The sequence below is a fragment of the Bacteroidota bacterium genome (assembly GCA_016699695.1).
Lineage (GTDB): Bacteria > Bacteroidota > Bacteroidia > Bacteroidales > UBA10428 > UBA10428.
The window spans coordinates 2,723,113-2,747,526 of the sequence record CP065006.1; the positions used below are offsets into that span (position 1 = coordinate 2,723,113).

Here is a 24,414-nt window from a genome sequence, read left to right on the forward strand (position 1 = left end):
AGAGCATGGCTGCGAAATTGGCACATTGATAAAAGCATATATTTTGTAAATTCGTCAAAAAAAGAGGATGAATATTCAGGCTGAAAAATTGGAGATAATGAGAATGATACTTGAGACGGATAATCCAAGTATACTAGATTCCATTAAAAAGATTTTCAAGAAACAAGCTAGTAGGGACTTCTGGGAAACTATTCCACAATCTCAAAAGGATGACATTCTTCATGGAATGCAGCAGATTGAGAATGGAGACGTTGTCGATTACGAGGATTTTATCAAAAAATATCGCTGATGGATAGGACCATAAAACTATCCAAAAGGACAACTAGAAAGCTGGAAAAACTACTTGAGTATCTTGAGAGTGAATGGTCTGAAAAGGTAAAGAAAGATTTTATTAAAAAACTTGATAGATCATTAAACTTAATACAAGGAAATCCTGATAGTTTTGAGAAAACAGCAATTGTAAAAGGATTACATCGGTGTGTAATAACAAAACAGACCACAATATATTACCGCTATGATAAGAATTTTATAAATATTGTGACGTTATTTGATACAAGACAAGATCACAAAAATGTAAAGAAAGAGGTTCGGTAATAGCAACGTTTTACAACACCTTGTCAGCAAACATGCAAGGCTGGTACAAAAAGCTGCGCAAAAACATGATGTGCCTTATTATGTCTATAAAAGCTTCTTAAAAGCCTTAGTTGAGCATGGCCGTATGCTCAAGCTTTTAGGTAAAATTGATCTTGTAAAAGCGCCGGTTCCAGTTCAGGTTGGCCTGGCGGTGTAGAATATATCGTATTATATTGGTTGATTTCGGTATAGAATTCAAATCCCTGTTTAGCCGAAAAGTTATAAAAAAAATCAGCGTGAGCATGTTCCGCATTTGCATCACATGCTTACACTGATTAGGTGGAGCTGCCGGGATTCGAACCCGGGTCCAAACAAGACACTCATAAGCTTTCTACATGTTTATTTTGTTATTGGTTTTCGATTTTGGCCTGGGAACAAACACCCGAACCAAAACTTATCTTCTGTTTTCTCGCCAGAACACTGAAGCAGTATACCGGCCAGCCCGAAATTGTTAGCACTCCGAATACCCGCTGGAATCAGGCCTTACCTGCAGGTGGAATGTCTCGTTCCGGCATCTGATGCCGGAATAAAGCCACAATCTACTATAATTCGATTAGGCAGCGAGAGCGTAATTGTTTTCGCCAGTTAATTGTTTACACAACAGATTTACGGGATAATGTGCGATGCCCGACATGCTTACTTACCAGTTGAACTCGCTGTCAAAACCAACTCAGCCCCTCAGGTTTCAGTCACAAAGTTAGTATTAATGGTCATAACAGCAATGAACTGAAAGTATAAAAACAAAATAAACCCTGGTTTAATTTATTGTCTACCCAGTATACTTTTATGGTTGCATGGTTTTTATAAATTCTAAATAACCTTATGCCCTTTAAAGCCATAAAAGGCAATATAAGCATAGCATAATACCGGCAGAATAAAAGAATGATGCAAACCTATACTTGAATCGGCAATGAGCCCCTGCATTAACGGTATAATTGCTCCCCCTGCAATGGCCATGCATAAAATGCCGGAACCTTGAGCTGTTTGCAACCCCAGTTTATTGATGGCAAGCGTAAAAATGGTTGGAAACATAATGGAATTAAATAGCCCAACAGAAAGGATAAACCACATAGATATATTGCCCGATGTCATCATGGTTAACAAAACCAGTAACAAAGCAACCAAACTATTTATACCAAGTAATTTGCCTGGATTAAACTTTTGCATTATGGCTGCACCAATAAATCGTCCTACCATGGCGCCACCCCAATAATAGGAGATCATTTTTCCTCCTTCTTTCTCGGTAATACCTCCGATTTCCGGTAAACTTAAAAACTTAACTAAAAAGCTGCCAATCGAAACCTCAGCCCCAACATACACAAAAATACCAATGGCACCTAGTACTAAGTGCTTGTAGCCCCAGGCAGTTTTAGGTCGAGTTTTTATATTATTTGTGATGTCAGTCTGGTTATTGGCACTTTCATGGGTGGAAATAATGGGTAATTTAATTATTGCTATTGTTGCGGCAAGTAAAAATAATACTGCGGCTATTCCAAGGTAAGGTCCCTGCACTGCGCTGGCATGTTGGGCTTCTGAAGCCCCTTCTATAGCTACAGCCAAAATTAGAATAGAACCAAAAATTGGAGCCAGCGTGGTACCAAGTGAATTAAATGCCTGGGTTAAGGTTAACCGGCTCGATGCTGTTTCGGCTGTCCCAAGCACAGATACATACGGATTGGCTGATACCTGCAATAGGGTTATGCCAGTTGCCAGTATAAAGAAAGCAAATAAGAAGAATCCATACGATTTGGTTCCGGCAGCAGGATAGAATAATAAAGCTCCCAGTCCGGCAACGACTAAACCTAACACGATACCATGTTTATACCCAATTCGCCGGACGAGCGAGCCCGATGGTAAAGACATCACTGCATAGGCAGTAAAAAATACAAACTGTACAAGCATACCTTCTGTGTACCCTAGCTTGAAAATATTCATTAAATGCGGAATAAGAATATCGTTTAGGCAGGTAATAAAGCCCCAAAGAAAAAACAATGAAGTTAAAATTACCATAGGGAATGTGTTACGCAATTCTGTGGTCGAGTTTATTTGCGCGCTGGGTACTGAGATATTTGCTGCCATATTCTTTAAATAGTTTTTCTGTTGTTAATATAAGTAGATTGTTAGGTTAAGCATTATTTTCCAAAATTCAATTCTTTAAAATTGATTCAATAAAATGCAAAGTCCATAATGATCTTGCTTTAACCATAATTCAATCAGAATAGAATTTGTTGCAAATGTATCCAGATAGAAGAAACTGGATGCCCATTAGAGCTGCTTAAAACCTCTCAAAGAAAAAATAATGCTGTTATTGCTGATGTCACATGCATCAACCTTTCTGGCATAGGCTTTAATTGACCTTGCAATATGGCTAAATCGTGGCTAGTTGTTACACTTCCTTTATTCTATTTCTTTATAAAAGAGGTTTTAAGTACCGCCCTTATATTCTCAAGAGTATTTGAGGGGATTGTTTCATTGCAGGTCATTTATCCTTTAGTTTCCTTGCAACGGAATTAACCTAACTAATTAAAAATAAAATCTATGAAGAAAATTATTACTATTTTTTTTCTGCTTAGTCTTTTCATCATGTCCTGGGGACAGGAGAAAATGATAACCGGAAAAGTAAGCTCAGCCGATTTAAACGAGCCTCTTCCGGGTGTGAATGTTTTTGTAATTGGAACGAGTCGTGGTGTAATTACCGATATAAATGGTAATTACGAAATTTTGGTCAGCGAAGGAGAAACTCTTATTTTTTCATTTGTAGGCTATCTTGAAGAAGAAAAAACCATTGGAAGCGAATCCTTATTGAATGTTTCTCTGGTTATTGATATTCTTTCCATGGATGAAGTATATGTGGTAGGGTATGGAACTCAAAAGAAGAGCGTAATAACGGGGTCAATTGCCAAAATTGGTGCTGAAGATTTGGATAAATCAACCGATTTAAGAATTGAACAGGCCATTCAGGGCAAGGCTGCTGGAGTTATGGTGATGAATAACAGCGGCCAACCCGGCGACAACCTGACCATCCGTATCAGGGGTGTAGGAACCTATCGTAATGCCGATCCATTGTATATTGTCGATGGTGTGCCCATGACAGGTCAAGGCATGGATTACCTTAACACTTCCGATATTGAGTCAATAGAGGTGCTAAAAGATGCATCGGCATCAGCTATTTATGGAACACGCGGTGCAAATGGCGTAATAATTATTACAACTAAGAAAGGTAAAAAGGGCACCTCGATTTCTGTAACATACGATGGTTTCTATGGTGTACAAAATGCCTGGAAAAAACAAGATCTGCTCAACTCAGAACAGTACATCGAGATTATGAACGAAGCACAGGCTAATGATGGTCGCAGTACACCATTATTTGATGATGCTACAATTGATCTTATCCGTACCAATGGTTGGGACACCGATTGGCAAAAAGAAATTTATAATGCAAATGCGGTTAAAACAAGCCATTCCCTTACGTTTATGGGGGGAGGCGAAGACAATACCTATTCCTCTTCGCTTTCCTATTTTAAGCAAGAGGGTATTATAGCCCCCGGTAAATCTAATTTCGAGCGTTTTACCTACCGACTAGGAACATCAAGGACCATAGGTAATTTTGAAATAGGAAGCAACATTAACCTGGCTAATTTGAAGCGCCGCGGAATTGAAGGAAACAACATGTATGGTTTAGGACTAAATCAAGCTATTAACATGCAGTCAATTGTTCCGGTTAAATACGAAGATGGAACTTGGGGAACACCTTCCGATTTTGGCGTTGGATTGCAGGAAATTACCAATCCTGTTGCTTTGCTCGAATATCATAACAGCCGATCTTCTACCAACAAGGCACTAGGCAATATTTATGGCGTTTTTGAAATAGTTAAAGGACTTAAATTTCGCACCGATTTTGGAGGAGAAATAGCTTATGTGCAGGATAACTCTTATGCACCTTTATACTATATTGATGCCAACCATGTGAATGACAGTTTAGATTATGCCACAGCTGCCGTAAACAAATATGTGCGTTGGAATTGGGAAAACAACCTGAGTTATGTAAAAGAATTCAATGAACATTCTATTACTGGTATAGTGGGCATAACCCTTTTCAAAGAGTATAACGAGAATGTATGGGCCAAAAAGCAAGACCTTATTTTCGATGATCCTGAAAAGGCCTACCTTAATAATGCTCAAAATCCAAATGCTGAGGCCAGCGGAGGTTATGGAGAGCATACGCTTGGATCCTATTTTGGTCGGATAAACTATAGCTATGCCGATAAATACCTGCTCGAAGCTGTTTTAAGGGTAGATGGATCATCGCGCTTTGGAGCCAATAACCGCTATGGTTATTTCCCTGCTGTTTCGGCAGGATGGGTGTTGTCGCAGGAGTCTTTCTTTCCTCAAACGACTTTTTTCAACTTTGCTAAATTGCGCATGAGCTGGGGGCAGAATGGCAACGAAGGCATACCCGATTTTGCCTATACCACAACTATCAATACCAACAATATTTATTTCTACGGGTCACAGCAAACCATGGTAAATGGTATTCAACCCTCACGTTATCCCAATCCTGATTTAATCTGGGAAACCTCCGAACAGTTTACCATTGGAACAGACCTGGCTTTTCTGTCAAATAAAATAAGCCTGGCAGTAGATGTTTATAACAAGAAAACCAAGGATTGGTTAATTGAAGAATCTAATGCCAACTATCCATTACTTATTGGAAATGTAGGACCAGTAACCAATACCGGAGAGGTAAAAAACTCGGGTGTGGAAATTGAACTGGGTTACAAACAGAAGATTGCAGGCGATTTGCTAATTAATGTAAGCTTTACCGGTTCGCATAATCAAAGTAAAATACTAAGCCTCGAAAATTCAAATGGATATATTCTTGGTGCAGGAGGTATACACGGACAAAGCAATATTTTACGATTGGAAGTGGAAGAGCCGCTTGGTTATTTCCACCTGGTAAAAACCGATGGAGTATTTCAAACTCAGGAAGAAATTAATAATTACACCGATGCCAATGGCAAACGCATTCAGCCACAGGCAAAGCCTGGTGATTTAAAATTCGTCGATGCTGACTCAAGTGGTAGTATCGATGATGGCGACAGGGTAAATTTGGGTACCCCTTATCCCAAATTTATTGCCGGCTTAAACCTTACCCTCGAGTGGAAGGGTATAGATTTTTCGATGTTCTGGTATACCTCACTTGGACATCAGATTTATAATGCCAGCAGAAGGTACGATTTGCAATATGCTAATTATACTACAGCTGTGTTGGAGCGTTGGAATGGGGAAGGAACTTCTGATTCCTATCCAAGAGTTACTCTGGCCGATCCGAATAAAACATATAAAACAGCTTCCGATTTCTTTCTTGAAGATGCTGATTTTTTAAGATTAAAAAACCTGACAATTGGTTATACCCTTCCTAAGAGTATGTCATCAATTATTAAAATCGATCGGTTTAGAATATACCTTACAGGGGAGAATTTATTGACTTTTACCAAATATTCGGGTATGGAAGTTGAGATGGGTGGCGGCCCGCTTGATATAGGTGTCGACCGGGGTGTGTACCCTCAACCTAAAACCTATTTAGTTGGTTTACAGGTTGGATTTTAATTTATATTCTTAAAAGAATTTGAAATAAAACGGGCATGATTCGTTAAACACATACAAGGATGAAAACTCATCATGCGAGTTCCATCTGACTTTATTAAAAAATTATTTACGGATGAAAACGATAAAATATAGTGTTTTGCTCCTAATTGGAATTACGGTTGCTTTACAATCGTGTGTCGATGATTTTCTGGAACTAGAGCCAAAAACAAGCCTTCTGGAGGCTAATGCCTATAAAACAGAGCATGATGCATATCTGGCGATGACCGCGGTTTACGATGCCCAACATGTGAATAATTGGAACTTTGTACCCCTGCAATCTGATATCTTTTCCGATGATGCCTACACAGGGGGTGAACCTGGCGGAGGTATGGGGCAATGGCAAGATCAGGAAACCTCTCTTTTAGATGCTGAAAATTCAGCTGCACGCGATTTATGGAATCGTTGTTATTCTGGAATATACCGTGCTAATTTTTATTTCTATAAAGAAGATGGCATTGAATGGAAAGATCAGGCATTAAGGAATCGCATGCATGCTGAAGTATTAATGTTGAGAGCTTATTTTTATTGGGATTTGGTACGTCATTTTGGGTGGGTACCTATCATCGAAAGCTATCTACCCGAACCGGAATCGTATAAATCTATTCCTCAATCTACCCCCGATAAGGTGTATGAGCTTATCGTGCGTGATTTGCTTGCTGCTATTCCGAACCTGCCTGAAACTATACCACCTGGTGAATTAGGCAGAGTTACCCAGGATGTAGCAGAGGTTCTTCTTGCCCGTATTTTTCTTTTTCACGAAGGGTTTGCCAAACCTGTTATGGGTCTTGGTGATTTAACCGATGGAACTACCCTGATCGACAAAGCATATGTCAGAACTGCGATGGAAAACATTATTGTTTCTAACCGTTACTCTCTTTTAACAAATTACGACGATGTCTTCGATTGGGCAAATGAGAATAATGCAGAATCGATTTTCGAATGGCAATACTCTGAAAAAGCAATTTCGAGTGATTGGGGTGGCTGGAATATTAACGGAAACTTCGCTAGTGTTTTTTATGGTATTCGCGATCCACAGGGCGATCCGGATATTCTTAATGGTTGGAGCTTTGGCACCGTGACGTGGTCGTTGTTCAATGAATTTGAATCAGGCGATCCACGCTTAAATACCACTATTTACAGTGCCAGCGATAGTTTGACGGGTTATACCCGCGGATTTCAGAATACCGGATACTTTCAATACAAATACATGCCACGGGCAGCTTTCGATCCTACTGCTAACGGTGGTGAACGTGACCATAACTGGCCCATAAATTTCAAGGATATGCGCTATGCCGAAGTGCTGTTAATTGCTGCCGAGCTATTTATGGACAATGATAATGTTAAGGCAACTGGCTACCTTAACGAGGTGCGCACCCGCTCTTTGGGTCCCGGAGCTGCACTTGCCTCAATTAATATCGACGATATTTACCACGAGCGGCGCGTAGAACTGGCTGGAGAAGGTCATCGTAAATGGGACTTGCTAAGGCGTGGTTTATCCTATGCGAAAACCCAAATCGATTTAAGCTGGGATATACCGCCTACTGCCGAAAGCCCGGCCGATTTCGAAGGAAGAGAATTTATTATCGATACCTGGGGGATGTTGCCAATACCGGCAAGCGAAATTAGGCTTGTGAATGAAGGCATGTTGGTGCAACATGTGCCGGCATTTAAATAGGTGAAATGCTGCAAGAAAAAGGAGCTGGTAACAATCAGCTCCTTTTTTTTAGTTATTTCCATCATGACAAGATCCAGCTTTATTTGACTAGTTTATAAGTAAGGTGTTTGATTGTAAAATATAAAAAGAGCAAGTTGGTATAAATAGGATTTTGAAGGTTTAAAACGAAAATTTGATATCTTTAGTCGATCACACTCTTATAATTTAATCATACGAATGAGAGTCTTTATTCTGACAATTCTATTATTATTGAATGTTTTTGCCTTTGCATTTGATTCTATTCATTACACAGAGCTTAAATTCTCACATTTAAATTCTGACAAAGGTTTGGCTCATAACAATGTAGAATGTATTTTAAAAGATTCGGAAGGCTTTGTTTGGATTGGCACTCGCAACGGGTTATGCCGGTTCGATGGATATGAGGTAAAAACCTATTCATCTTCTCCAACCGACACCAATTCCTTATCGGGAAATAGAATTTTGAGCCTTGCAGAAGATAAGCAGGGTAATTTATGGATTGGTACCTACAATAATGGATTGAATAAACTCGATAAGCGAACTAATCGAATAACCCGTTATAGTCAAATTGTTAGCGGAAGTAATGTCCATAAAATAAAAGTGTTTGCCGATAGCAGCATTTGGTTCTGTACAAATAATGGCTTAGCAAAATACACTCCAGCTAATCATAGCTTTGTACACTTTCATTCTCAACCCCAAAATCCTGAATCGTTAAATTCTGAGATTCTTTATGACATTATCGAAACACGCAAAGGCGAAATTTATGTAGCTACCGACCATCAAATGATACAGCGCTTTAATCCAGGAACAAATAGTTTCGAGAATATTGGCTACAAGCGCGATTATCGGTTAGGAACAAATTATAAAAAATCAATTGTCGAAGACAATAACGGTATACTTTGGATTACTGCGAATGTACATGGATTATGTTCTTATAATCCAGAAAATGGTCAATCAGAAATATATACTCAATTTGATGGTAGCTTACCGACTAACATATTAATGGGTAGCACCTCTCTCGATAAACAGGGTAATTTATGGATAAGTACCGATGGGGCCGGAATAACCGTCTTTAATCCCAACACTTTAAAATATACGAGTATTACCAAAACCTCCAATGAATGGAGTTTGTCCAGTAATCATGTTTACGTTGTTTATTTCGATAGCCAAAACTTCATATGGATTGGAACTTTCGACGAAGGTGTGAACTATTTTGATCCCGATCGCTTTAAATTTTCATCTTCCTTATTTCAACCAAATGATTTAAATTTTTTTCGCGGGAAATCTGTTTTGAGCATTTTTCAGGATTCGAAAAACCGAATTTGGGTTGGTACTGATGGCAATGGATTGTACCGAATAGAGCCAGATAGAATCCTCAAAGAATATCATTACAAACCAGGCAATGAAAACTCACTTTCGACTGAAGTAATAAAAAGCATTAACGAGGATCAATTTGGTAACATATTACTCGGAACCTATGCTGGTGGTTTTATGATTCTTAATCCGGAAACAAATTTTCTTACACGGATTTATCAAGGCGATATCAATCAAGGTCAGTTAGGATCCAATAGCATATGGTATATCCTTCGCGATAGTCAGTCGCGTATCTGGTTAGGGTTATTGGGCATGGGACTTGATTTATATAATGCAGCCACCCGAAAGTTTAGTAATTATGGTCCAATGGCAGTGAGCAATGAAAAAATTGATTTTCCGAATGTAATGACAATCATGGAAAGCAACGATGGTGATTTGTGGTTTGGTACTGAAGGTAAAGGAGTATACATTCTTGACAGACAAACAGCAAAAATCAGAAAACTATCTTCCGATAGTTTACAGCAAGTAATTGCCCAAAGCTTAATAAAATGTTTTTTTCAGGATAAATGGGGGCAAATATGGATTGGAACCGAAGGAAATGGTGTTTTTGTTTACAACGAAAAAACTCAGAAACTAAAACAATATAGCTATGAAAGCGGACTCTCCAGCAACATTATAGAAAGTATTATTGAAGACTCTCATGGTTCTGTCTGGATGGGTACCAGCCGCGGATTGAATGTATTTGATCCCAATACAAATATGTTTAGAACCTATCTGACTGATGATGGACTTAGCGGAAATATCTTCAACCAGGGCGTTATGATTATGCTTAACGACGGCAGAATTATGACGGGAACTACCAAAGGACTGGATGTTTTTAAGCCCGAGGCAATTATTGCCAATCCGATTTTACCTAATCTGGTCTTTACAAGTTTTAAAATTCTCAATCAGGAAGTTGAGGTACATCAAGCAATAAACAAAAAAGTAGTACTTGCCACCGATATCAATTACACGAAAGAAATATCGTTAAATTACCGCGATAAGTCATTCTCTTTAAGTTTTGCAGCACTCAATTATACCTTGCCTGAAAAGTGTCAGTATGCCTATTTAATGGAAGGGTTCGATGATGACTGGGTTTGCATTTCGTCAGATAACCGAACAGCTTCCTATACCAATCTGCCAGCAGGAGTTTATACTTTTAAAGTGAAGGCCTCCAATAACGATGGGAAATGGGGGAATAATATCCGGGAAATTAAAGTACGTATTCTGCCACCTTTCTATCAGACTATTTGGTTTAAATCAACAATTGTTTTTCTTCTCCTGTTTTTACTCTATTTGGCCTACAGGTATCGCCTTAATTCTATTCGTAATAATTTTCTCGAAAAACAGTTTATTCAGGAAAAACGCATCATCGAACTCGAAAAGGAGCAGCTTGATAGTGAACTTCAGAAGCTTACCTTTCATGTGCTCAACCGAAACCGCGAATTAATTGATCAGAAAAACAGGCTCCTGGGATTGTCTGCAAAAGCCAAGGAATCAGTTCGCATTGGTTTGCAAGATATTATTGCAAAAATGGATGAAGAGTTAAGTGATGATAAGGATTGGAAATACATCGAACCTCAACTCGATAAAGTGTATAGTAACTTTGTTTCCAGACTAAAAGAAAAGCACCCTGATTTAAGTCTTTCAGAGATTAAAATTGCAGCTTATTTGCGCATGAACCTTACTACTAAAGAAATATCGGAATTTATGCACAAAACTACCAGGGCTATAGAGAACGACAGATACAGGCTCAGAAAAAAAATTGGGCTGGATATCAATGATTCACTTAAAGCATACCTAAACAATTTATAAGGTATTATAATAATTTCTGCTAAAAACAATGTTCGTCGATAATTCAGCAGATTAGTATTTTAGTCCATACCCGTATTCAAACAAAGGTGTGATAGTTGTATCCCAATAATTAGGCCCGAATTTACCTTTAAAATCATTCTCGGATTTTGGCCAGGAATGGGGAAGGGTTCCACTAAAATTATATTCGCCAAACAATACTTCAGCAATGCCATCCCCTTCGGAGCCGGGCAGCCAGGCAGCGATAAACGCATCGGATTGATTTATTTGCTCAGTAACCACAAGAGGCCTGCCACTGATTAGGACGACAATTACCTCAGGGCCTTTACCTGCATAGCTTTCAATATACCTTTTATGCTCATCGCTTAATGTTAATTTATAGGTTCCTTTCCCATCGCCGATATCTCCGAATAATTCAGCATATGGAGTTTCTCCAACCACAATAATTGCTACATCAGCATCTAACTGAGGGGTTTTAGCCGTGGTATCGTATACCACCTGTTGAAGTGCTTTTTGTTTTATTCCATCAAGTATTGTTGTGGCACCTGAATAACTTATGGGCTGGTCTCGCCAACCACTATAGTTTCCTTGCCAACGAATTGTCCATCCACCTGATTGAAGGGAAGAATTATCAGCATGTTCACCAACTACAACAATTTTATTTGTAGTCTTTTGAATCGGCAGAATACCTTCATTACGTTTTAGAAGTACTAAAGATTCTCTCACCGCCTGGCGTGCTATATCTCTGTGCTCTTCGGCTCCGATTTTACCAATCAGCGTTGAATCGGGGAAAGGATTCTCAAATAATCCCAGACGAAACTTTTGTCGTAGTATTCTTCTTACTGCATCGTCGATTCTTTCCATTTTAACATGGCCTGATGCAATATTTGCTTTAATATCTTGCTGAAAAAGATCCAAATCCCCATCAACGGCCATAACCATATCTACACCAGCGTTGATAATATCACTTTTTCCAAATCGCGAATAGCCTTTCCAGTCGGTAAGCACAATTCCGCTGAAGCCCATTCCATTTTTAAGTGAGTCGGTTATCAATTCTTTATGGGCATGCATTGATATTCCGTTATATGCATTAAATGATACCATTACAGATCCAACTCCATGTTTTACAGCTTCTCTGTAAGGAGGCAGGAGTCTTTCACTTACCTCATGCATCGAAAGTGATGTATTGCCACCTTCAATACCAAAATCTGTTGCACCATCACCTACATAATGCTTAGCTGTAGCTAGCACCTTGGTCGGATTCCTCAAATCACCCTGTAATCCTATCACCGCAGCTTTTGCCATTTTGGTGGTCAGCTCAGTATTCTCAGAAAAAGCTTCATATACCCGTCCCCACTTTTCGTTGTAGGGAATAGCTATACATGGCGAAAACGCCCAATTGATTCCTGTGGCCCGGACTTCAAGGGCAGTAATTGCCGCTACTTCTTCAACAAGTTGCAGATTGCGTGTTGCTCCTAGCCCTATATTATGTGGAAAAATAACAGCACCGTCGAATGTGTTTTGTCCATGAACTGCATCCACCCCAAATAATAGTGGAATTCCAAGTCGGGTTGATAAGGCTTGCTTTTGCAACTCAATAAAGCGTTGCTGCCATCCGGCAGCATCTTCACCTGGAGCGGGTCCATCTGTGTGAATAACAGAACCTATAAATTTCGAAGCAATATCTTCGTCGGTAATATCTGCAAAATGCCTTACTTGGGTCATCTGGCCAATTTTTTCATCCAGTGTCATCTGTGCCAGAAGCTTTTCTATTTTTCGTTCAATTTTTCTGTCATATCTCGCTTCATTGGATGAGGATACACTCAGAAGTAGAACCAAAAGAGTAAGAGAAATTGTTAATATTGACAATGAACGTGTATAATTTCCAGCTTTTACTTTGTCTTGTTTTATTTTCATTTGATTGTTCAGTTGTAGTTCTATTCTTGTTCTATTTAATGAAATTATTATTTACTTGTTTTTCAAAACATATAGCTATCGATATTGAGGTGTTAAAATATAACTTGCTACTGCGCCAGCCTCAAGGGATTCTAAAATTGTTGAATTTCCTAAATTAATTATAAAATCGGATACCATGTTTGCCTTGTTTAAAACTATTAAAACAATTGTTCCAGTCTTTGTTTTAAATGCAACATTAGGTAGGTTCTCAGGCATGTTGGAAGCGATGCGCACCGAGCCTGGACGAACAAATTTGGAGGCATGTGCAATTATATAATAGGCCGGGTTGAGGGTTATGCTATTTCCATCGATGGAAATTGCCCCCAAACAAAGGGTGCAACCTCCCATATCGGTATGTGGCTTTAGGTCTTTATCGGCTGCCAGATTCCACTCTAAAACATTTTTGCACCAATTGCGTGTAGCTCCAATAATCAGGTTCTCGGTGTGCCAGGTTAAATCTTCCTGCAGCTGGCCGGGTGCACCAATCCATTGTTCAGTAAAATAAAGGTTCTTTTCAGGAAAGTCATCATGAAGCTTCGAGATATCATTTATTTGGCCTCCATACAAATGAAATGCTGTGCCATCAATAAAGGGGTATGCTTCTTTGTCCATTAACACGGCTTCGGGATAGTCTATCCTGTCGGCATTGTGGTCATAGATTACTATTTTGGTATTCAGTGCCGCTTTTCTGAACGCGGGCCCCAGGCTATTTTTAATAAACAAGGCCTGATCTGCACTTTCCATAAACATACTTGGGTTATTGCCAGGGTGTAAGGGCTCATTTTGCACAGTGATGGCATCTATGAAAATACCTTCAATTTCCATCTCTTTTATAAAGCGAACCAGATAATTGGCATACACATCGAAAAACTCGCGCCTTAAACTACCACCAATAAAACTATTGTTTGTTTTCATCCAGGTTGGAGCAGACCAGGGGGACCCCATAATTTTTATTTCCGGATTTATACTCAGAATTTCTTTCAATACCGGTATAAGGTGGACGCGTTCCATTTCAATACTAAAATGCTCCAGTTTTATATCGGTTTGGCCACTAGATAAATCGTTGTAAGAGTATGACGAATCGCTCAAATCAGATGCCCCTATGCTTATCCTTAGGTAGCTAATACCAATTCCGCTATTTGTATCAAATAATTCCTGCAGCAATTGGGTTCTGTTGCTTGCATTCATTTGATTTATTAAACGGGCGCTTCCACCCGTAAGTGTAAACCCAAAACCATCCATACTCTGAAATTGATCGTATTCACTAACTGAGATTGCAGGAAGCTCCTTTAAGCTTGGCACGGACATCGGTCGTATCATTACCGATTGAAACAATATGGAGTCAGCCGGATGGGTAAGCCACTTTTGGCTAAGCACATATTCAGTAACATTCGCCTTCCTTTGCAAGGTAAAGGATAACAGAATTAGCAGGGGTATTAAAAACAGGAATGCTAAGATTTTTTTTAGTGTGTTCATTTTAGTATTGATTTTATGAATTACCAATAATACTCCTGTAGAAGCAGATTGCAAACTTTTCTTGATTCTTAAAAACTCTTAAATATATTTCTTACCCCCATTATTATTTTATTTTTTACTCAATGATGAATTTATAGACGTTTTTTCTGGTTAACTACCCTTCCAATTGCACTTTTTAGCTTCTTAATTCAGAAGAGTTTTATTATTGCTAATGTGGTTAAAGCGCACACAAACAGTTATATAAAACAATTTGGTTAAAGTTTAAGTGGTTTTAAGTATATCCTCCAAAAGGAATGTGAGCTTTTAAGAGATAGATTATTATGGTAGAAGGTTTACCAGCATCTATTTTTGGTTCAGTTAACAAATTCTAATGTTTCACTAAAAACCTTAACCATTATGAAAAAACTTTACATGCTAAGTACTTTATTAACCGGACTTTTATTTACAGGTTCATTAATAAGTTTCTCACAAGAAATGATTGTGGGCGGAGATATGGAAAATGCCAGCAATTGGACAATTGTTGATTTGGCTGCAGGCGACGGACACACCGAAACTTTTGGTTATACGAGCGATATTCCTACTGGCGGTTCAGGCGGCTGCCTAAGTATGTCGGGAGCAGGCAACTGGGGGAATGCTGCAGTTTGTCAATCAGTTACACTAGAAAAAGGTGTGGACTATAAGCTTTCTATGTTGATCAAGACCATTGATTTGGTAGTAGAGTCAACATGGGCTGAGGCAGTTATTACAGATGCTATTCCTGCAGACGATGGGTATATTACAGGTTTCCCAATAAATATGGCTTTAAATTCCTGGGATTGTGCTGATGTAACTGAGGTAGATGGTGATTTTGCAGAAAACAACTGTGGAGCAAAATTACTTAATGCTAATGACGATGAAAATGTAATTGATGTTCTTAATTACCCAGGAGAGGGTGATACAACAATAGTAGTAGTAATAAAAGTTGGTGGTGGTGCTGCCTATAACATTCTGATTGACAATGTTTCTCTTATGAAACAAGTTACAGCGATTAAAAATACTACTTTAAGCAATATCAATGTTTATCCAACCCAGCTATGTAATGAATTAAACATTGAAATAGAAAATAATATTCAAGAAGTTAAAATTGTTAATATGCTTGGGCAGGAAGTAAACCGTTTCAGTCATTTAAATAACTACCGGGTAACATTAGATGTTACTGACCTGAAGACTGGTATGTATTACCTGATTGTAACCGATGAAAATCAGAAAACCGGAATAGCCAAAGCAATAAAATTATAGTTAAATTGATTTTGGGGTAAAGTAGGTGCATAATTCACCTAGATAGATACTTCTCCGCAAAATCGCGGGGAAGTATTATTTTAATTCATTTTTTTCCACAATAGATACGTTTCTACTTTTTTAGATACCAGAAAAATCTGCCATTATGAAATTATTTGGAAAACACACTTTTTTCTATCCTCTACTCACTGGCTTATCACTTGCATTAATTTATTCTTGCAATTTTGGACACCCTGAAGCTACTCAAGCTTATTCAGTTGAACCAATCCCGGTTAATCTTAGACTGGAAAAAGCTTCTGTTTTTTTAACAGCAAAAGACACCGATTATAGGTTATCGAAAATAGCGGAACCAAATTTTACAACTTTTGTGCAACCAGACGAGCATTTCCCAACCTTAATAATCGATGCTCAAAAACAGTTTCAGACTATTGTCGGTTTTGGTGGGGCTCTTACTGATGCCTCAGCTGAAACTTTTTATAAACTTTCGAAAGACAAACAAGAAGAAATTCTAAAAGCATACTTCGATCCTATCGAGGGTATTGGCTACACCCTTTGTCGCACGCACATTAATTCATGCGATTTTAGCAGTGTAAGCTATGCTTATTCCGAAGTTGAGAATGATGTGGATTTAAAATACTTTTCCATCGATAGGGATAAGCAATACCGGATACCCTTTATTCAAGCTGCCATGAAGGTTTCAGACAATAGCCTCAACTTTTTTGCATCGCCATGGAGTCCACCTGCCTGGATGAAAACCAACAACAATATGTTGCAGGGTGGAAAACTAAAACCAGAATATTACCAGATCTGGGCCAATTATTTTGTGCGTTTCTTCGAAGAATACCAGACAATGGGCATTCCTATGTGGGGCTTGACTGTACAAAACGAACCTATGGCTGTTCAACCCTGGGAATCATGCATTTTTACTGCCGAAGAAGAGAAAGATTTTGTGAAAAATTATCTGGGATCCACCCTCGAAAAAGCCGGAATGGGCGATAAAAAAATTATCATCTGGGACCATAACCGTGGTATAATGTATCAACGGGCCATGGTAGCTTTTAACGATCCTGAAGCTTCGAAGTATATCTGGGGTACCGGCTTTCATTGGTACACAGGAAATCATTTTGCCAATGTAAAATTAGTGCAGGAGGCATTCCCCGATAAAAAAGTTCTTTTTACAGAAGGTTGTGTTTTTCCGTTCGATTACACCAAATTAAACGAATGGAGCTGGGGTGAACAATATGGCGAATCTATTCTGCACGATTTAAACAATTCCACTGTTGGTTGGGTCGATTGGAACATCCTGCTTGATGAAACCGGCGGACCAAACCATGTAGCTAATTTTTGTTATGCACCTCTAATTGGAAATACACAAACCAATGAGATCATTTACATGAATTCCTATTTTTACATGGGGCATTTCTCTAAATTTATCAAACCCGGAGCGAAAAGAATCGTATGCTCCTCTAACTACGATAAGCTGCTGGCTACTGCTATGATCAATATAGATGGCAGCCTGGCTGTGGTAGCCCTCAACCTTACTGAGGAACAAATTGATTATAAAATATATGTTAACAATAAGGGGATTGATCTGAGCTTACCGGCTCATGCAATCTCAACAATTACTTTTAATTAATACAAATTTAAAGATATCGAATGATGAGAAAGCCTATTCTAATTCTTCTTACGCTTGCCTTTATTCCAATTCTTGTTTCAGCACAAGGATATTTGCACGCCGATGGCAAAAATATTGTGAATGGGCAGGGAGATAACTTTATTGCGCGCAGCATAGGCACTGGCAACTGGATGCTCCAGGAAGGCTATATGATGAAATCAACTGACGCGGGAATTAACACCCAATGGCAATTCAGAGAAAAACTTATAGAAACCATCGGGGTAGAAAAAACCGATAGTTTTTATAATGTGTGGCTTACAAACCATTTTACCCGTGCCGATGTTGATTCAATGAAGGCATGGGGATTCAATTCAGTGCGGCCTGCTTTGCATTATAAATGGTTTACACTACCCATTGAAGAAGAGGCTGTGCCTGGTGAAAACACCTGGTTAGACAAAGGATTTACCATGTTGGATTCATTGATTAAATGGTGTTCAGATAATGAAATGTATGTTTTCCTGGACATGCATGGGGCACCAGGCGGGCAGGGAAAGAATGCTGACATATCGGATTACAACCCTTCCAACTATTCATTATGGGAAAGCGAGCATAATAAAACCAAATTAATTGCCTTGTGGGTAAAGATTGCTGAACGCTACAAGGATGAACCTTTTGTGGGTGGATTCGATTTAATCAATGAAATTAATTGGGACTTTGAAAACAGCGGCAATGAAAACGGATGCAATTGCAATCAAAACCTGCCAATTAAAGAGCTTTTTGATCGAATAATTACAGCCATTCGCGCAGTGGATACAAACCATATGGTTTTTGTATCAGGAAATTGCTGGGGTAATAACTACAACGGCTTAAGCTCTTTAGCATCGCTTGACGACAATCTGGCATATACTTTTCATAAATACTGGAATTACAACGATCAGAGTTCTGTTGACTGGATAATAGGTATGCGCAATTCGTTGAATGTACCTTTATGGATGAGTGAATCGGGCGAAAACTCCAACACCTGGTTTACCAACGCTACTGCGCTTTTCGATAAAAACAACATTGGCTGGAGTTGGTGGCCGGTTAAAAAAAGTGGTATAAATAATGTTCTGCATGTAACAACAAACGAAGACTACTCTGATCTATTGAGCTTTTGGAAAAGTGGGTCCCCGGCAATGACAGAAGAACAAGCTTTTCAGGCAGTATTAAAGTGGGCTGATAATCACAAAATCGAAAATTGCTTTATTCAGCGCGATGTAATTGATGCATTAACGAGACAAATAGATAGTTATGAGGCTATTCCTTTCAAAAATCACACCCTAGGTAACGAAATCTTTTTTTCCGATTATGATTTGGGTCGAAATAATGTAGCCTATTTTGATACCGATACTGCAAATTATCATGTTAGCACAGGGAATTATGTAACATGGAATGCAGGTTGGGCTTACCGCAACGATGGGGTGGACATCGAGCTATGCCAAGACGCTGCTGACACAACCAACGGTTTCAACCTGGGCTGGACAAACGATGATGAGTGGATGCTTTACACATTAAACTCTGATTCAACTGCAGCCTATACCCTCGAAGTCCGTTCTGCTTCCAATAATGCCAGTGGATGCGATTTTCAACTGGAAGTAAACGGTGTTGTGGTTACCGATTTGTTGAGTTTACCGGGCACCGGTGGATGGAAGACATGGCAAACAACTACTTTCGAAGATATTATAATACCATCCGGTGAGATTCAGATTAAATTTTACCTTGATAAAGGGGGTTCCAATCTCAGCTATTTTAATTTTATCAATCCAAAATCTACCGATGCAATTGATTTCAGGCTAATGTCGGCCAAAACCTCTTCAACCGGCGATAGCATATTACTTGATCTGAATAAGGAGATTACAACCTTACAAGGGGAAATACTGGCAAGTGATTTTGATATCTCCATTGATGGAGAATCTGTTACCGTTACCGGAGTTAGTATTAGTCCGGAATCAGCTTATGTGCTGATTCTTGCACACGATGGAACTGTCTTTTCTGATAACGATGTTACCGTGTCCTATTCAGGCTCATCGGTGCAGCATGGTACACAGAACCTTAGCTCATTTTCTAACAATCCTGTAACCCTTGAATTGGATGCAGTTTATTACGAGGTTCCAGGCATAATTCAGGTCGAGGATTTTGTTGAAAATAATGGATTCAGTTTCGAAAATAATGGTACAACTTCTGCTTTTGCTAACCCGGGCGATTATTTAACCTATCGTGTGAGTGTGATAGCTTCAGGATATTATCAAATCAATTATAGAGTAGCTACTGAACGTTCGAATGCCCAATTAATATTCCAGACAGGAGATGGATCAAACTATTCATCTATGGATACTATTCAATTTTCAAGTACCGGTGGTTGGTCAACCTGGGAAACTCAATCAAGCGGTCCGGTTTACCTTGAAAGTGGGTACTTTTTTGTTCGTTTGTATGTACTTGCCAGCGAACATAATCTCGACTGGTTTGAACTTTCCAAGGTTACATCTTTAATAAATCATTCGAACGAACCCGATTGGCAGGTTTATCCAAATCCCGTCGATGATTTTCTGTATATTGAGTTTGTAGGTGAGCAAGATGCTACTTTGGCTATCTATAATATTTTGGGTGAGCAAATAGGTCCGGTAACAAGAATTGCGAATTACGAACAAATACACATTAACCATTTATCGCCGGGTATTTATTTTCTAAGACTTAAACTAGATGGCGCCGTATATTCAAAGAAAATTATAGTGGAATAGGCAGTATTAATCTCTTTTTTGTATACTGTATAACCTTATAAACCGGAAAATCTAGTGTGGGATCCAGGATCAGCGAGACCGAAGGTGTGATAAAAGTCTTATGCTTGCAATAATTGTTCGATAGTTTCTATCGGGTTTGCCGATTTAAAAACTGTTGTTCCTGCAACCAGGTTATCGGCACCTGCACGAAATAGCAACCCAGCATTTTCCAGTGTCACCCCACCATCGACTTGTATTTGGGCGTTGGATCGGCGGCGCAAAAGCAGGTCTTTTAAACGACTTATTTTATCTATGCTGTTAGGAATAAATTTCTGCCCGCCAAATCCGGGGTTGACACTCATGATGAGCACTAAATCTAGATCCGGTGCAATTTCTTCAAGCAGATGCACCGGTGTATGCGGGTTTAAAGACACCCCTGCAAGTGCCCCTTTCTTTTTAATATATTGGATTGTGCGGTGCAGGTGTGCTACCGCTTCGTAATGTACCGTTAGGGTTTTGGCTCCGGCTTCTATAAAACTGTCGATATGCCGGTCGGGCTCTACAATCATCAGGTGCACGTCGAGAATTTTTTCAGAAATTTTGCTCAGGCTCTGAATAACCGGGATACCAAAAGATATGTTGGGTACAAAAACCCCATCCATTACATCGCAATGCAGCCAGGCAGCCTTACTTTTATTGATCATCTCAACTTCTTTCTGCAGGTTGTTAAAATCTGCAGCCAATAGCGATGGGGCAATAATTCTGTTCATGCAGTTTAAATTTCTGGCAAAGTTAAGGTTTTTTGTGAAGCAGCTGAGGACTCTAAGTCCTAAAAGTCCGCTACTATTAAAGGTAAAAGAGAATGAACCCTGGAATGCCGCACTAAGAAGAATTTAGAAAGGTGGATTAGATTGACAAACTCCATTGAGAAGCAAAACTGAATGATTGGTTTTATATCAGCTGAAATAATTATGAAGATCAAAACAGCGTTTTCTCACTCTGCACCTTATCCCAGATAAGCTTTTAAGTTTCTGCACCGGGTTGCATTTTTCAGCCTTTTAATGGCTTTCTCTTTAATTTGCCTCACTCGTTCGCGGGTCAGATTAAATTCTTCGCCAATTTCTTCAAGGGTATGGGCGTGCCTTCCGTTTAGTCCAAAATACAGGCGCACAATATTGGCTTCGCGGTGGGTAAGGGTAGAGAGGGCTCTTTCAATTTCCTTTCGCAAGGAATCGGTAATTAGTCCGCGGTCGGGACTTGGAGTGTCTTTGTTGGTGAGTATATCGTACATCGAACCTTCTTCTTCAGAAGTGATGGGGGCATCCATCGACACATGGCGCCCCGAACTTTTTAACGATTCCTTTACCTCATCAGGAGCCATTTCGAGTGCCTGGGCAATTTCGTTAACCGAAGGATCGCGTTCGTATATTTGTTCAAGCTGAGAAAAGGTGCGGTTAATTTTATTGATCGAACCTATTTTATTTAAAGGAAGCCTCACAATTCTGGCTTGTTCGGCCAGGGCCTGTAATATCGATTGGCGGATCCACCAAACGGCGTATGAAATAAATTTGAACCCACGGGTTTCGTCGAAGCGTTGTGCAGCCTTTATAAGGCCCAGATTTCCTTCGTTAATCAGATCCGGGAGGCTAAGGCCTTGATTTTGATATTGCTTTGATACCGATACTACAAAACGAAGGTTGGCTTTGATTAGCTTGTCAAGTGCTTCTGCATCGCCTTTTCGTATGCGTCTTGCCAGATCAACTTCCTCTTCGGCATTGATTAAATCCTCTTTACCAATTTCATGTAGATACTTATCGAGCGAAGGTGTATCGCGGTTGGTAACCTGCTTGATGATTTTGAGCTGTCTCATACGGACTTAGGTATTTAGGCGATGGTTAACAAACTCTGAAATTATACTATTATCCTTCCATTTAATGGGTGGTTTCGCGATAATCCTTTTCACAGTAGGTTTGTAGGAACCATCTGTTAAAAATAGTAAAATTTTGTATTGTTCTATGGCTATAAGATTATTTTGTATTTTTATTTTGTAGTTGCATCTTAAATACCTATTATTGCAAAGAATTTCCATCAGGGCTTCGTCCTTTGTATTGAACTCAATCCAAATTCTATTTTTTCCCTTTTTTTTGACTTAAAGTTAATAAAGTAATTTCCCCCTATTTTTATGTATGATATTATTGAATTAAATCAAATGCTGGTGACCGATTTGCGCCAGGTTGCCAAAGATTTGAATATTAAACGCGTTGAAGCACTTCGCAAGCAGGATTTGATCTACAAAATCCTTGATCAACAGGCTATTTCGGCTACCGAAAAATCGAAACAGACCAAAGCGGCACCTGAAAAACAAGAAAATAAACCACAGGCAATTGTAAGCCAGGAAACAAAGAATACAGACCAACCTGCAATCAAGTCAGAGCCAGTGGAAGTGGTTCGAAACCAAAATCCACCAAGGCCAAATTCCGAAAGACAGTTTGACAAAAAGAACCGCATGCGCCGTAAGCGTGTCGATTCACCCAATGCGCCTTTCGAAAACCGCCGGCCAGAAAAACCGCTTTTCGATTCAGAGGCAATTGTACCTCCGGTTTCTGACATGGCAGATCGTTCTGTACCACCTGTTATCAATGACCGCGAAGCCGATATGGCCCCTCCTGCTATTGAAAGAACACAAAAACCTTATCAGAAGCAATATCGCGATCAAAAGCAGGGCCAGCGCTACGAGCAGAGGACACCAGGCTCAGAACAAAATCATAATCAATCAAACGAGATCAAAATAAAATTTGCCGACGATAAAAAATCCGATACTATCTACGATTTCGATGGAGTAATCAGCAATATGGGCGTGTTGGAAATTATGCCCGATGGGTATGGCTTTTTACGTTCTGCCGATTACAATTACCTGAATTCTCCCGACGATATTTACGTTTCGCAATCGCAGATAAAGCTCTTTGGTCTTAAAACCGGAGATACTATTAAAGGTACTATTCGTCCACCGAAAGAAGGCGAAAAATATTTTCCGCTCATTAAGGTTGACCAGATCAATGGCCGCGAGCCTTCCTTTATTCGCGACCGGGTTCCCTTCGATTACCTCACACCGCTCTTCCCGAACGAAAAATTTCAACTTCTGGGCAATCCTTCCACCAGTAATCTTTCTATCAGGGTGGTCGACATGTTTTCGCCGATTGGTAAAGGACAACGCGGTCTGATTGTGGCCCAACCGAAAACCGGTAAGACAATTTTGTTGCAAGATATAGCCAATGCAATTGCTGCAAATCATCCAGAGGTTTATCTGATGATACTGCTCATCGATGAAAGACCCGAAGAGGTGACCGATATGGCACGCAATGTAAACGGGGAGGTGATCTCCTCTACATTTGACGAACCTGCCGAAAGGCATGTGCGTGTTGCCAATTTGGTACTTGAGAAAGCTAAGCGTATGGTTGAATGCGGACACGATGTGGTGATTTTGCTCGATTCCATTACCCGTTTGGCCAGAGCTTATAACACCGTTTCTCCTGCCTCCGGAAAAGTACTCTCAGGGGGTGTGGATGCCAATGCGTTGCACAAACCAAAACGCTTTTTTGGTGCAGCCCGTAATATAGAAGATGGAGGTTCCCTTACCATTATTGCCACAGCTCTTACCGAAACTGGTTCTAAAATGGACGAAGTTATTTTCGAAGAATTTAAGGGCACTGGTAACATGGAACTTCAGCTCGACCGCAAACTTTCGAACCGACGTATTTATCCTGCAGTGGACATTACAGCCTCAAGCACACGCCGCGAAGACCTGCTTTTAGACAAAGATATGTTAAGCCGTATTTGGATTTTACGCAAATACTTAACCGATATGAACTCGGTGGAAGCTATGGAGTTTTTGCGAGACCGTTTGCTGAAATCTCAAACAAACGAAGAATTTTTACTTACCATGAATGGTGATTAATGAAAGGCGGATTTTTATCCGCTTTTTTTTCTTGTATGGACCGAAGTTCGACCCGCTGTTTAGCAAAGTATTGAACTACAGTAGAAACCAAAGCATGAGTCAGGCTCAGACAATATTCATGCTTATTTGTAATAAAAATGAATAAGGAACCTGAACGCTATTTGGTTCAGAAATAGATAATTTTATATTATTTTTGTGCTTTCGATAGAATAAATCACGTAAAATCTTTATTATAAGC

At 39.4% G+C, this 24,414-nt stretch carries 14 protein-coding genes and 1 other RNA gene; 9 read left to right on the top strand and 6 right to left on the bottom strand.

What is annotated here, in order from left to right:
• Positions 1-67 precede the first annotated feature (67 nt).
• Positions 68-289, top strand: a complete 222-nt coding sequence (locus tag IPM71_11505; GenBank protein QQS50213.1) for a hypothetical protein — start codon at positions 68-70, stop codon at positions 287-289.
• Entirely contained in the window at positions 289-594 is a 306-nt protein-coding gene (locus IPM71_11510) for a type II toxin-antitoxin system RelE/ParE family toxin (GenBank protein ID QQS50214.1), read from the top strand. The genes IPM71_11505 and IPM71_11510 overlap by 1 nt, the downstream gene beginning before the upstream one ends.
• Before the next feature lie 316 nt (positions 595-910).
• On the opposite strand, the gene ssrA is transcribed toward IPM71_11510, so the two are convergent.
• Positions 911-1,311: a transfer-messenger RNA gene (gene ssrA, locus IPM71_11515) on the bottom strand.
• A 132-nt stretch (positions 1,312-1,443) separates the two neighbouring features.
• Positions 1,444-2,712, bottom strand: a complete 1,269-nt coding sequence (locus IPM71_11520; GenBank protein QQS50215.1) for a sugar MFS transporter — start codon at positions 2,710-2,712, stop codon at positions 1,444-1,446.
• 459 nt (positions 2,713-3,171) lie between these two features.
• On the opposite strand from IPM71_11520, the gene IPM71_11525 reads away from it, so the two are divergent.
• From IPM71_11525 to IPM71_11535, 3 genes are all read left to right on the top strand, one after another.
• Complete coding sequence (locus IPM71_11525) at positions 3,172-6,243, top strand: TonB-dependent receptor (GenBank protein ID QQS50216.1); 3,072 nt, start codon at positions 3,172-3,174, stop codon at positions 6,241-6,243.
• Positions 6,244-6,355: 112 nt separating this feature from the next.
• Entirely contained in the window at positions 6,356-7,957 is a 1,602-nt protein-coding gene (locus IPM71_11530) for a RagB/SusD family nutrient uptake outer membrane protein (GenBank protein ID QQS50217.1), read from the top strand.
• Between the two features lie 216 nt (positions 7,958-8,173).
• Positions 8,174-11,143 (top strand): hypothetical protein, encoded by a 2,970-nt coding sequence (locus IPM71_11535; protein ID QQS50218.1) that lies wholly within the window; start codon positions 8,174-8,176, stop codon positions 11,141-11,143.
• Positions 11,144-11,194: 51 nt separating this feature from the next.
• On the opposite strand, the gene IPM71_11540 is transcribed toward IPM71_11535, so the two are convergent.
• Positions 11,195-13,057: a glycoside hydrolase family 3 C-terminal domain-containing protein gene (locus IPM71_11540; protein QQS50219.1), complete on the bottom strand. Its 1,863-nt coding sequence runs from the start codon at positions 13,055-13,057 to the stop codon at positions 11,195-11,197.
• Between the two features lie 75 nt (positions 13,058-13,132).
• The gene (locus IPM71_11545) at positions 13,133-14,572 is read right to left on the bottom strand and encodes a glucosylceramidase (GenBank protein ID QQS50220.1); all 1,440 of its coding nucleotides are present in this window, start codon (positions 14,570-14,572) and stop codon (positions 13,133-13,135) included.
• Positions 14,573-14,968: 396 nt separating this feature from the next.
• Here IPM71_11545 and IPM71_11550 point away from each other — a divergent pair, with 396 nt between their 5' ends.
• The 3 genes from IPM71_11550 to IPM71_11560 all read left to right on the top strand — a co-directional run bounded on the left by IPM71_11550 (position 14,969) and on the right by IPM71_11560 (position 20,242).
• Positions 14,969-15,850 (top strand): T9SS type A sorting domain-containing protein, encoded by an 882-nt coding sequence (locus tag IPM71_11550; protein QQS50221.1) that lies wholly within the window; start codon positions 14,969-14,971, stop codon positions 15,848-15,850.
• 145 nt (positions 15,851-15,995) lie between these two features.
• The gene (locus tag IPM71_11555; GenBank protein ID QQS50222.1) at positions 15,996-17,486 is read left to right on the top strand and encodes a glycoside hydrolase family 30 protein; all 1,491 of its coding nucleotides are present in this window, start codon (positions 15,996-15,998) and stop codon (positions 17,484-17,486) included.
• Positions 17,487-17,506: 20 nt separating this feature from the next.
• Complete coding sequence (locus IPM71_11560; protein QQS50223.1) at positions 17,507-20,242, top strand: cellulase family glycosylhydrolase; 2,736 nt, start codon at positions 17,507-17,509, stop codon at positions 20,240-20,242.
• 98 nt (positions 20,243-20,340) lie between these two features.
• Here the strand turns inward: IPM71_11560 and rpe are convergent, their stop codons facing one another.
• Together rpe and IPM71_11570 are read right to left on the bottom strand one after the other, a co-directional pair.
• Positions 20,341-20,991: a ribulose-phosphate 3-epimerase gene (gene rpe, locus IPM71_11565; protein QQS50224.1), complete on the bottom strand. Its 651-nt coding sequence runs from the start codon at positions 20,989-20,991 to the stop codon at positions 20,341-20,343.
• A 236-nt stretch (positions 20,992-21,227) separates the two neighbouring features.
• Positions 21,228-22,091 (bottom strand): RNA polymerase sigma factor RpoD/SigA, encoded by an 864-nt coding sequence (locus IPM71_11570; protein QQS50225.1) that lies wholly within the window; start codon positions 22,089-22,091, stop codon positions 21,228-21,230.
• A 312-nt stretch (positions 22,092-22,403) separates the two neighbouring features.
• Here IPM71_11570 and rho point away from each other — a divergent pair, with 312 nt between their 5' ends.
• Positions 22,404-24,176: a transcription termination factor Rho gene (gene rho / locus IPM71_11575; GenBank protein ID QQS50226.1), complete on the top strand. Its 1,773-nt coding sequence runs from the start codon at positions 22,404-22,406 to the stop codon at positions 24,174-24,176.
• Positions 24,177-24,414 lie beyond the last annotated feature (238 nt).

What these genes read in the sequence shown, in the direction of transcription:
- IPM71_11505 (QQS50213.1), top strand. Translation starts at nt 68, where the DNA reads ATGAATATTCAGGCTGAAAAATTGGAGATAATGAGAATGATACTTGAG.
- IPM71_11510 (QQS50214.1), top strand. Translation starts at nt 289, where the DNA reads ATGGATAGGACCATAAAACTATCCAAAAGGACAACTAGAAAGCTGGAA.
- IPM71_11520 (QQS50215.1), bottom strand. Translation starts at nt 2,712, where the DNA reads ATGGCAGCAAATATCTCAGTACCCAGCGCGCAAATAAACTCGACCACA.
- IPM71_11525 (QQS50216.1), top strand. Translation starts at nt 3,172, where the DNA reads ATGAAGAAAATTATTACTATTTTTTTTCTGCTTAGTCTTTTCATCATG.
- IPM71_11530 (QQS50217.1), top strand. Translation starts at nt 6,356, where the DNA reads ATGAAAACGATAAAATATAGTGTTTTGCTCCTAATTGGAATTACGGTT.
- IPM71_11535 (QQS50218.1), top strand. Translation starts at nt 8,174, where the DNA reads ATGAGAGTCTTTATTCTGACAATTCTATTATTATTGAATGTTTTTGCC.
- IPM71_11540 (QQS50219.1), bottom strand. Translation starts at nt 13,057, where the DNA reads ATGAAAATAAAACAAGACAAAGTAAAAGCTGGAAATTATACACGTTCA.
- IPM71_11545 (QQS50220.1), bottom strand. Translation starts at nt 14,572, where the DNA reads ATGAACACACTAAAAAAAATCTTAGCATTCCTGTTTTTAATACCCCTG.
- IPM71_11550 (QQS50221.1), top strand. Translation starts at nt 14,969, where the DNA reads ATGAAAAAACTTTACATGCTAAGTACTTTATTAACCGGACTTTTATTT.
- IPM71_11555 (QQS50222.1), top strand. Translation starts at nt 15,996, where the DNA reads ATGAAATTATTTGGAAAACACACTTTTTTCTATCCTCTACTCACTGGC.
- IPM71_11560 (QQS50223.1), top strand. Translation starts at nt 17,507, where the DNA reads ATGATGAGAAAGCCTATTCTAATTCTTCTTACGCTTGCCTTTATTCCA.
- rpe (QQS50224.1), bottom strand. Translation starts at nt 20,991, where the DNA reads ATGAACAGAATTATTGCCCCATCGCTATTGGCTGCAGATTTTAACAAC.
- IPM71_11570 (QQS50225.1), bottom strand. Translation starts at nt 22,091, where the DNA reads ATGAGACAGCTCAAAATCATCAAGCAGGTTACCAACCGCGATACACCT.
- rho (QQS50226.1), top strand. Translation starts at nt 22,404, where the DNA reads ATGTATGATATTATTGAATTAAATCAAATGCTGGTGACCGATTTGCGC.